This window comes from Atlantibacter sp., from assembly GCF_032062175.1.
Classification (GTDB): Bacteria; Pseudomonadota; Gammaproteobacteria; order Enterobacterales; family Enterobacteriaceae; genus Atlantibacter.
Genome location: NZ_DAMBQK010000002.1, coordinates 254767 through 265705, shown reverse-complemented (window position 1 = coordinate 265705; position 10939 = coordinate 254767). Strand labels below are relative to the sequence as shown.

The 10939-nt window shown below is 50.5% G+C and carries 7 protein-coding genes; 3 read left to right on the top strand and 4 right to left on the bottom strand.

Going from position 1 to position 10939, the window contains the following annotated elements; genetic code table 11:
• The 3 genes from RT120_RS03520 to RT120_RS03510 form a co-directional block, all read right to left on the bottom strand.
• Window positions 1-5450 (bottom strand): ESPR-type extended signal peptide-containing protein (locus RT120_RS03520; protein WP_312979424.1); only part of this gene is annotated, 5450 nt, incomplete at its 3' end.
• Window positions 5451-5487: 37 nt separating this feature from the next.
• Window positions 5488-6252: a hypothetical protein gene (locus tag RT120_RS03515; protein WP_312979421.1), complete on the bottom strand. Its 765-nt coding sequence runs from the start codon at window positions 6250-6252 to the stop codon at window positions 5488-5490.
• A 133-nt stretch (window positions 6253-6385) separates the two neighbouring features.
• The gene (locus RT120_RS03510; RefSeq protein ID WP_312979419.1) at window positions 6386-6802 is read right to left on the bottom strand and encodes a winged helix-turn-helix domain-containing protein; all 417 of its coding nucleotides are present in this window, start codon (window positions 6800-6802) and stop codon (window positions 6386-6388) included.
• Between the two features lie 729 nt (window positions 6803-7531).
• On the opposite strand from RT120_RS03510, the gene RT120_RS03505 reads away from it, so the two are divergent.
• From RT120_RS03505 to RT120_RS03495, 3 genes are all read left to right on the top strand, one after another.
• The gene (locus RT120_RS03505; RefSeq protein ID WP_312979417.1) at window positions 7532-8422 is read left to right on the top strand and encodes a winged helix-turn-helix domain-containing protein; all 891 of its coding nucleotides are present in this window, start codon (window positions 7532-7534) and stop codon (window positions 8420-8422) included.
• Entirely contained in the window at window positions 8412-8885 is a 474-nt protein-coding gene (locus RT120_RS03500; protein ID WP_312979415.1) for a hypothetical protein, read from the top strand. Before RT120_RS03505 ends, RT120_RS03500 begins: the two co-directional genes overlap by 11 nt.
• Before the next feature lie 116 nt (window positions 8886-9001).
• Window positions 9002-9313: a hypothetical protein gene (locus RT120_RS03495; RefSeq protein WP_312979413.1), complete on the top strand. Its 312-nt coding sequence runs from the start codon at window positions 9002-9004 to the stop codon at window positions 9311-9313.
• 34 nt (window positions 9314-9347) lie between these two features.
• Here RT120_RS03495 and RT120_RS03490 read toward each other — a convergent pair whose 3' ends face one another.
• Entirely contained in the window at window positions 9348-10868 is a 1521-nt protein-coding gene (locus tag RT120_RS03490) for an aldehyde dehydrogenase family protein (protein ID WP_312979410.1), read from the bottom strand.
• Window positions 10869-10939 lie beyond the last annotated feature (71 nt).

The window sequence follows — 10939 nt, the reverse complement described above, 5'->3', positions numbered from 1 at the left end:
ACGGTGTCGCCCAGATCCGTCACGTCACCCTGGATAGTGGTGATATCACCCTGAATGTTGGTGATGTCGGTGGTGTTGGTGTCGACCTGGTCGCCCAGGCTGTTGATGGCCGTGTTGGTGGCAAACAGCTGCGAACCGTTCACCGCGTCAGTGCTGTCGGCAGACAGGTGACCGGCTGCCACGTTGGTGACCAGACGCTCATTCCCTTCCGAACCCACGCTCACCTGGCTGGCCGGAGCCGCACCCGCAAAGGCAAAGTCCTCACCGTTGATGGTGACGCCCGCCGTCCCGGTGGTTGCGCCCGTGACCGAGCCTGCGCCCAGCGCGATATCATTCGCATTGTTCGCCACTGCGCCCATCCCGATTGCCACCGAATCCGCACCCAGCGCCTCAGAGTCCGCGCCGGTGGAGTTGGCGTGGAAGTACTTGGTACCGGTGTTGTAGATGTTGTTTACGGTGTCGCCCAGATCCGTCAGGTCGCCTTCGACCGTGGTGACACGGTTGTCCAGGTTGGTGACGTTAGTATTGGTCTCGGTCAGCTGCGAGAAGTTCACCGCATCACTCGGTGCCACACCGTCCGCCACGTTAGTGATGGTGGTGCCGCCCGTGTGGGTGCTGTTATCGTAGGTGTCACCGCCCAGCGTCACGCTGTTGTAGTTCACCGTACCGTCAACAAAGGTGTCGTACTTAACAGAACGATCGCTGAGATCGTTGGTTACCTGTGCTACCGCTGAGAGCTGTGCAACGTTAACGGCATCAGAATCTTCAGTACCCGCTGCTACGCCGGTGATTTGGCGGAACTTACCGGTATCAACATCCCCGATACTTAACGCACCCAGTGTGCTGGTGGTTGCATTGATAGCCATGGCCGCGGCAGAAGAAAGACCTTCCGGCAAGTAACCCGGTTTACCCGCAGAGGTATTTGCAACTGAGTTGGCACCCAATGCAATACCATCAGCAACATTGGCCTGCGCACCGTAGCCCATCGCTACTGCGTTATCGCCGACAGCAGTTGCCGCGATACCGGCAGCCATGGAATTTACGCCCGTTGCGCCGTCATTGTCGTAGTTGGCATTTTGGAAGCCGTTGTCGTTAACGCTGTAGTAATGGGTTTTGGCACCCTCTACCGTTTCGTTAAGCTGATCAACGTTCACCGCATCGCCACCCTCCACGCCATACGCAACGTTATTGATGACAGTTCCGCCCATGTGGGTGCTGTTGTCGTAGGTGTCACCGCCCAGCGTCACGCTGTTGTAGTTCACCGTACCGTCAACAAAGGTGTCGTATTTAACAGAACCGGCATCCAGGGTGTTAATGGCAGAGTTAGTCGCAAACAACTGCGAACCGTTCACTGCATCGGTGCTGTCGGCTGCGATATGACCTGCCGCGACGTTCGTGATCAGACGCTCGTTATCTAACGAACCTACGCTCACCTGACTGGTCGGATTCTTACCGGCGAAGGTGTAATCATTACCACCGATGGTCGCACCTGGCGTACCCGTGGTTACACCGGTCTCTGAACCTGCACCCAACGCTACGTCATTGTCATTATTCGCCAGCGCGAATTCGCCAAGCGCTATTGAGCGAGTGCCTGCCGCTTTACTGCGCGTACCCATGGCAATTCCGCTTTCATTCATTGCGGTGGCACGATCGCCAAACGCAATGCTGCTATCGCCCTCTGCACTGGCGTACGGACCGATGGCGGTACTGGCCGCTTTATGCGCATGCGCGCCAGAACCCAGAGCCGTTGCATCGGTGTCATCCGCAACAGCTTCCCAGCCAATGGCAACCGCACCCGTACTGGTCGGATTGGTGGTAGCGGCGTCAACGCCTAACGCGATGCTATTGATACCCTGAGAGCTGGCACCAAAACCGGTGGCAACACTGGATTCACCGATAGCTTTGACATTGTTACCCGTTGCCACAGACGACTGGCCTATCGACATCGCTCCAACACCCGCAGCCAGTGAGTTCATCCCCACCGCGCCATCGTTGTTGTAGTTACCGCCAGGCGTGCCGAAGTCATTAACGCTGTAGTAATGTGAGGTAACTGCATTAAGACCGGTTTTCAACTGCGCAACGTTAACCGCATCAGTATCCAGCGAACCGGCGGCAACGCTGGTGATCTGACGAGTCAGGTTATTGGCAATATCACCGACGCTGACGGCACCCAGCTTACTCTTCCATGTTGCAGAAGTATTGGCGCTGATAGCTTTGGTTAACGGATCATAACCTGCAACACCCGCTTCGGTGGATGCAACAGAACCTGCACCCAACGCGACGGCATTCAGCACAGTGGCGCTTGATGCCAGTGCGAAGTTACCACCCAGAGCAAGCGCGCCCTGCGCGGTCGCGTTACTATAAGCACCCAAGGCGGTAGCATAGAGCGCTAACGATTTTGAGCCGTAACCCAGCGCAGAGGAACCGGTGAAAGTAGCCTTAGTACCATTACCGATTGCGGTGGCGTTATCGCCAGTGGCTGCTGCCGCTGCCCCGACTGCGGTACCGTAATAGTTACTCCGGGTACCGCTACCTATAGATACAGCACCTTCACCGCTTGCTTTGGCATCACGTCCATAAGCAGAAGCGTAGTTTGCATTAGCCAGAGATGAATCACCTACAGCCGTAGCAGAACTACCGCTTGCAGTGCTATATGAACCGATGCCAACAGCGTTATCACTGGTAACACTGGTGTTATTACCCATTGCCAGGGACTGGTAACCGGTAGTCGAGGTTTTATAACCAATAGCAATGTTATTGCCATTTGTATTATTGACTGTAGCACTATTACCAATCGCGATACCGTTATAATTCAGCGCCTTAGCGTTAGTGCCCATTGCAACGCTGTCACTGCCGGTTGAACCCGCGCCTACGCCAGCCGCCAGGGCGTTAGTGCCCGTTGCGCCATCGTTGTTGTAGTTACCGCCAACCGTGCCACCATCGTTAACACTGTAATAATGGGTTTTTGAATCGTTCAGATCGGTCGCAATGGCAAACAGTTGCGAACCGTTCACTGCATCAGTACTTGTGGAGCTAACACTCCCCGCCGCCACATTTTTGATCTGACGTTCAGCGCCTACAGCGCCAACACTTACCACGTCGCCCGCAGCGGGTGTGCCGCCAGCAAAGGTGTACGTTTTACCTTTGTAGGTGAATCCAGCCGTTGGGGTTGATGCGGTTACCGTTGAACCGTTACCCAGAACCACGGCGCCGTCTAACCCTGTACCGACAGTCACATTGTTACCGACCACAAACGCATTGTTCGCGGCGATATTATTGTTGTTACCCAGTGAGTAACTTCCGGCACCGGTAATGGTGGTTGGATCGCCGATAGCGCCTGAGTTATTGCCAGATACCGTATTGCCGGTACCGATACTTAAAGAACTGCTACCCGTCGCTTTAGCTCCGTTACCCATGGCAATGCTGTTAGTGCCTTGCGCAAGAGAAGACTGGCCTAACGCCACGCTGGATGCGCCCACGCTGTTGGCCAGATAGCCCATAGCCAGGCCGCCTGTCCCCGATGCCGTCGCTTCACGGCCGATTGCCATGTTGCTGGAGCCTACACCGCTGGTGATGGCCTTATAGCCCAGCGCAATGGAGTAATCTGGCGTTGCTTTGGCGCTATTGCCCAGCGCAATACCACTGTAGCCCGTAGAGTTAGCGTTTGCGCCCTGCGCAATACTATAACTACCTGTCACAGACGCGCCGGTACCTAACGCCATTGAACCGATGCCGGTTGCAGATACACTGCTGGAACTACCCAGTGCGATCGCGTTATCGGCCATAGACTGGGTATTCGCACCCAGTGCAACGGCGTTTTTGCCCGCGGCTTTGGCGTTATAACTTTGTGCCAGTGCCGCTTCACCCGTCGCAGCGGTCTGCGCGCCCAGCGAGGTAGAGTTAATGGCCGCTGCGTTTGCGCTCTGCCCCAGTGCCAGCGAGTTACTTTGTGCTGCTACGCTATTTGAACCAATAGCCACGCCATAAGACGCACCGGTATTCACATTGGCGTTGTAGCCCATACTGATACCGTGCATGGCATTGGATTTGGCACCTTCACCGACCGCAACGGAGTAGATTTCGGTCGCGTTTGCGCCATGACCGATCGCCGTCGCCCCTGCCGAAGTGACCTGAGCCTGGTAACCCATCGCAATTCCGTTCAGCGCGTTGGTTGCGTGAGCATCAGTACCCAAAACGACAGAATCCGAACTGGTGCTATCAATAGTAGAAGAGGTGCCCACCATCGTGCCGCGTGTGGCATCGTTAGTTGATGCTGCGCCAATAGTCACGCCACGTTGGGCATTGGATTTAGCGCCATTACCCATTGCAATAGCATCACCCGCTGCGGCAACGCTGTTGGCGCCCGCTGCAATCGCTCCGCCAGCAGAGGCTTTCGACATCGTACCAATCGCAGTGGACGCGGTACCGCTCGCCGCGGCCAGGGTACCCATCGCAAATGCCTGGGTTTTGGTTGCTGACGCGCTGGAACCCAATGCCACGGTATCCTGTGCAGAAGCCTGCGCGGTATAGCCGATAGCCAACGCACCAGTTGAAGCCGGGTTCGCTGGATCGCTTAACGCTTTTGAGTTTTGACCAATGGCAATACCGCTAATAGAGGTTGCGCTTGCCAGGTTGCCTACTGAAACAGCGCCATTGCCTGATGAGTTACTCAGTGCGCCAATGGCAGTAGAAGCGTTGCCCGTTGCAGCGGCACCGCCGCCCATCGCAAAGGCTTGTTTTTTGGTGGCTTGCGCAGACGCACCCAGTGCCAGGGCATCCTGAGCATTGGATAACGCACCCCATCCGATCGCAATCGCGCCGGTGGTGGTTGAATCTGCCGGGTCGACTAAAGCTTTGGATGTCTGACCAATAGCAATACCGCTACCCGAGGTGCTAAGCGCGCCGAGGCCCAGAGCAACTGAGTTATTACTTGACGCCGTGGCATTTTGGCCCATTGCCAAAGAGGCTTCGCCGGATGCGGTTGCGGCCATACCAAATGCCGACGCGGCTAAACCAGACGCCACCGCCCCCGTACCTACCGCAGTAGAATCAACGCCAGTTGCTTGCGCACTTTTACCAATGGCAATCGCTTCCTGCTGACTGGCGACAGCGTTAGCGCCCATCGCAATAGTGTATTGATCGCTTGCTGTAGCGGTTGGGCCAATCGCGGTAGCGTTGCCCGTGACAGCCGTTGCTTTACCACCATTGATAGAGGTATTGCTGGCTATGTTACCGTCAAGCGAAGCATTACTGGTGCCTGTGCCTGCTACCCAGGCATGGGCATCATCAAAGGGAATAAACGCTAACGTTAACGCCCCCAGCACGCCTGCGGTGGTGCTGGCGAGTTTATTGCGGCCGGTTTTACCCTTTCCTTTGGCCTTAGCAAACTCGCTAACAGCCACCCACGACTGCAATGCCGGATTCCAGACAATCCGATAAATTTTATTCATAAAAGCTCCTGCCATTCCTTACCGAATGGCCATTTCCTTATTTACTTTGAAGGGCAAGCTTGTTTAACGCGGCGCATTCTCGATCAATAAACGGTCGTTCGAGCGAGACGCTATTAAGCTTGTTGAGATTGCCGTTAAACAGTTGCATCGCAGCCGCGTTGTCGTGCTTAACGTTTTGCAGATATCCTCCTGCAAAAAAAGTGGCTTCAGTGAGCGCATCTTTGCGTAACGCTTCATCTAAAACCTGGGTGGAAATAGAATTAAATACGCTCTCGATGGTTTCCTGACCGGCGTATAATTTTGCGATGTTTTTCATATAAGACGGTTGCCAGTCTTGTGCATTGACCAGACGTTCTAATTTTTTATTAAGCTCCTTGTTGCTTCCCCTCCATTTTTTTGCGGTTAACCATAACTGCCAAAGTTGTGCATATTCTTTTTCACGCACGTTGGCACTCTTAGTTAAACGGCTGAAAGCTTTTTGGGCGCTGGAATAATTTCCCATCGCGGCCAAATTAACAGCAGCAGGCACAGCGCTAACGCTGGCATAATCCGTTTTGCGTAATTTATCGAACGCCTTTTTGGCCTCACCGTAACGCCCAGCGAAATAGTCATCCACCGCATGTTCAAAGGTGGTCTTACTCTCTACGACCACGGTGGTAGATGCGCTATTGTTCGAAAAATTGCTGGCTGACGCACCCTGGCTAAAAATAACGCAGGAGCCGATCAGAATAATGTTCAATACATTTCTGACGCAGCCGATATGCAGACGCAAAGATGAGGACTCATACAATGCTTGTTTCATAAAATAAATACCTTTCAGAAAAATAGTACCTTGCACGGTCATTACGACCCATGAAATGCTTTCAATCCTTGGGGGCAAAATAGTGCCGATAAAATAAATCAAACATTAAAGTAAAAAAGTAAATTAATAATTATTAAGCCATGCTTTTATCATCGATAAATTCATCGCTCTTTTTATAGTACAACGCAGTAATATCACGATACTCGATGACGTATCCTTTTCCTTTTACGTAATGGATAAAGCCATCGGGAATACCAAGCATGCTCAATTTTTTATTAAGCGCATTCAGAACCTGCCATAAACGTTGCGTTGATGGGCTGAGGTCGTGGTCTTCCCAAATCTTCTTTAAAAGCTCATCCTTAGATACCTCTTTCTGACACGCGTGGCTCAAAAGATAGAGAAATAAATTCATCATGGTATCGTTAAAGTAAATCGTACCGAAAATGAGATTTTTTTCTGCACCGCTTGCGGATAAGCGATATAGACACTTATTTTCAATATCGAAATGGATATCTCTGCCGATTAAAAAGCCATAAAGTTGGTAATTCATAACAGTATTCCCTGGTGCATTAATCCAGTAAGACGTGCAAATTTACTCAATTAAAAACCTTAACTTTTATTGGGCGATTATAAATCCCGAACATTGAGTTTCAATACACGCAGTAATATCAGTAGGCCCTCCCATTGATAGTAATTTTTTGCGTTGTTCCCCTTGACCAACAGTTTTGACTGGTATTAAAGCCCGCCAGAGAAGGCATTCACAGAATAAATCACTAAATACTGCACTCATTGACATCATCAACTTTTCATAACGAAATAAGCGCAAGTTTCAGCGATAAAAACTTTTTATTTTTTTAACTCCTTGTATCACCGAGAAAATTATTCACGGTTATTAGTAATATTCTTATGAAACACTCAAAACTGGTTTCTGTTTTCTATTGACGTTCTGTTTAGGCGTAAAGGAAAGACTACAATATGTCTTTCCGCGCCTTCCTTCCTGTGAGCCAACGCATCTCCATCCGGCTGGTGGAGACACAATAATGGGATTGGGAAAAATCTGTGTGTGAAGTTATGTGAAATTCCCTGAATAAAGCCCAACCTATTGATATAAAAGAATTTAATTTAGTTATGATTAAAAGTATAACTCTTCTTTCTTTAAGTGGAGATTAAGCTATTGATTGTTAAGCAATAAATATCTTATTAAGAATTTTACCCGACATTGAATCTGAATCATTCTTTAGCTATCCTCAAACTAAATATGATTATTAAAGATAGAGTTATGGACGAGAATGGCACGTACGTCATCAACGATAAGGTTATGTTTTCGCCAAACACTAATAGCTTGCATGCTCTTGATGGGGCGGCAAACCCGATTTTTTTACACACGCCAAGTAGCCAATGCTTGCTCATTTTGCTGCAAAATAATAATGCGGTTGTGAGCCAAAAAATCCTCTTTGAGGAAGTGTGGGAAAAAAACGGGACACTGGTTAGCGCGAATACCCTGTACCAAAATATCGCGCTATTACGAAAGGCACTTAAAACGCTCAGTATTGACGAAGAGATAATTAAGACGATTCCTAAGCAAGGATTTAAGCTCTCCGCGCAAGTGAGTTATCGCGAATACCTCGATGGAGGTGGTTGCGATGCAAATATTTTAGAAATCCGCGATCAATTAAGCATTGAAGACGAGGTATCGTCGGTTAACAACCCGGTCATTGCTCCCGATCCGTCACCTGTCGTTGTCCGCGAGCCACATGATGTTAAAGAACATGAAGATATAGTTAGATTAATTGTTAAACTAAAAGGCAGCTTTTTTTTCAAATACGTCCTACCGCTGATATTCAGCATTATCTTTTTAAGCATTTTGTATCCTGCTTTTTTAACTCAACTCCGACTGGGTAAAGATTTTTTCAGTAGCTATTACTCACTGGGCGAGATCGACAAGTGCGCCATCTATTCATCTTTTGATGTGAAAGAAGCCAGTCTGGAGAAATTTAAAAAATTAGCCCGTGCCAGTAAGCTCGTTTGCAGGCCAGGCAATGTCGTTTACCTCACCTTTAATCGGCAATACGGGCAAGACTCGATGGTTTTTTGTGATAAATCTATCCGCGATGATACCGCCCACTGTAAAACCATCATTTATCAGGAGACCATCCTTAATGAAAATTAATTTATCCCGTACGCTTTGGTCTCTGGCACTGGTGTTAGGGGTGTTAAGCGCTGCGATTTATTATCTTGTCAACTATCGTATGACCCACTTTTATTGCCAGAATGAAGTGTCCGTTGTACAGAACGACACCATACTCAATCTGATAAGTAGCTTTGATTTCAATGGGGATAAAGGAAAATACCGTTCAAGTGGGCAGATTGGACAAGCCGGGCAGATATTTGAAGATGCAACGCAGAGTGTTTCTTTTGATTTCTGGTATATGAGTGGACAGATCGTTGCCGTTTCTACTGATAATAATGCCCATATTAAAAATCTCGAAAAGTTTCCCGTCTTCATCCCTTCGTTCTTTCTCCATCGCGGTAGCGGCATTGCGCTGGAGCTGATTAAAATTAACGCCTCCGCATACTTGATCACGAAAGAGAAAACTCCATTCTTTTATTGCAAGCTGGCTTCAGCAACGTAAACGCCTTTATTCGTCGCCCTTTCTCTTTAAAATTCCGAAAAACCGCCTTACTCATTGCGAGATAAAACCGTAAGATCTTACTTTAACGTCTGGCGTTGACAACCTGGTAAAGCGCAATGGAAAAGGATGAACAATACACATCGATCCGTAACGCCCAGACGTTATTGTACCTCTACAAATCAAGAGATTTAACGTTGTTACCGGAAGACATTCACGCAGCCCTGCGGGACTGTTACCGGTTTGATGCAGGTAAACCGGGCTTATTATTACGTATGTATTTGGGCGCGGATTATCAATTGATCGGAATGGGCTATAAATGCGAGGCGCTACAAAATGTGGCGGTGGAAGTTTTTTGTTGCCGGCAAAACCATCATTTAATTAATTTAATTCATCAGGCTGAAATGATCATGGAAGACATCCGTCCCTAAACTGCGCACCGGCATCAACCGGTGCGCATAAGCGTTAGTACAATCCCATCGGCTTATTGTCAAAGCTCACCAAGATGTTCTTCACCTGCTGGTAATTATTGAGCGCCATTTTGTGGGTTTCGCGGCCAATACCGGAGTTTTTATAGCCGCCAAACGCCGCGTGCGCCGGATACAGATGGTAGCAGTTGGTCCAGACGCGGCCCGCTTTAATCGCCCGCCCCATACGCCATGCGCGGTTGATGTCACGGGTCCAGACGCCTGCGCCAAGCCCAAACTGGGTATCGTTGGCCAGCGCGATGGCTTCCGCTTCATCCTTAAAGGTGGTGATGCCGATCACCGGCCCAAAAATCTCTTCCTGGAAGCTGCGCATCTGGTTGTTGCCTTTGATTAGCGTCGGCTGGATGTAAAAGCCGGTTTCCAGCGCGTCGCCGTGCCCGACGCGTTCACCGCCCACCAGAATTTCACCGCCTTCTTCACGGGCAATAGAAATGTACGAAAGGATCTTGTCGTACTGCTCTTCAGACGCCTGCGCGCCAATCATGGTGTCAGTGTCAAACGGGTCGCCCTTACGGATGCTTTCCATTTTGGCGAGCACTTTTTCGATAAACTGCGGGTAAATCGATTCCTGAATCAGCGCGCGCGACGGGCAGGTACAGACTTCGCCCTGGTTAAAGAAGCCCAGCACCACGCCTTCCACCGCTTTGTCGATGAAATCCTGGTCGCCGTTCATTACATCTTCGAAGTAAATGTTTGGCGACTTCCCACCCAACTCGACGGTACTCGGAATAATGTTTTCCGCCGCGCAGGAAAGAATATGGCGGCCAATCGGCGTTGAACCGGTAAAGGCGATTTTCTCGATGCGTTTACTGCGCGCCAGCGCTTCGCCCGCTTCCTCACCGAAGCCGTGAACCACGTTGACCACGCCTTCCGGCAGCAGATCGCCTATGGTTTCCATCAATACGCAGATGCTCAGCGGGGTTTGTTCAGCCGGTTTCAGCACCACGCAGTTACCTGCCGCCAGCGCCGGTGCCAGTTTCCATGCCGCCATCAGGATCGGGAAGTTCCAGGGGATAATTTGTCCGACTACGCCCAGCGGTTCGTAGATGTGATACGCCACGGTGGTGTTATCGATTTCCGCCGCAGTGCCTTCCTGGGCGCGAATACAGCCCGCGAAGTAGCGGAAGTGATCCACCGCCAGCGGCAGGTCTGCGCCTAAGGTCTCGCGGATCGGTTTGCCGTTATCCCAGGTTTCGGTCAGGGCCAGTTTTTCCAGGTTCTCTTCAATGCGATCGGCAATCGCCAGCAGCACGTTCGAACGCGCCTGAACGCTGGTTTTACCCCACGCGTCGGCAGCGGCATGGGCGGCGTCCAGCGCACGCTCAATATCCTGTGCGTCAGAGCGCGGGAATTCCGCCACCACTTTGCCCGTGACCGGGGTGGTGTCAGAGAAGTAGTTGCCTGCAACCGGCTCAACAAATTTACCGCCAATATAGTTGCCGTAACGCTCGCGGAAAGTGACTTTTGCGCCTGGCTGGTCAGGATGGGCATATTTCATTGTAATGTCCTCTGATTATGATGTTGTAGGGTAAGGCCTATCTCCATAAGCAGTTCTTATGCCAGGATTTC

Coding starts and splice junctions, on each gene's coding strand:
- RT120_RS03490 (WP_312979410.1), bottom strand. CDS start 10,868: ATGAAATATGCCCATCCTGACCAGCCAGGCGCAAAAGTCACTTTCCGC.
- RT120_RS03510 (WP_312979419.1), bottom strand. CDS start 6,802: ATGAATTACCAACTTTATGGCTTTTTAATCGGCAGAGATATCCATTTC.
- RT120_RS03495 (WP_312979413.1), top strand. CDS start 9,002: ATGGAAAAGGATGAACAATACACATCGATCCGTAACGCCCAGACGTTA.
- RT120_RS03515 (WP_312979421.1), bottom strand. CDS start 6,252: ATGAAACAAGCATTGTATGAGTCCTCATCTTTGCGTCTGCATATCGGC.
- RT120_RS03505 (WP_312979417.1), top strand. CDS start 7,532: ATGGACGAGAATGGCACGTACGTCATCAACGATAAGGTTATGTTTTCG.
- RT120_RS03500 (WP_312979415.1), top strand. CDS start 8,412: ATGAAAATTAATTTATCCCGTACGCTTTGGTCTCTGGCACTGGTGTTA.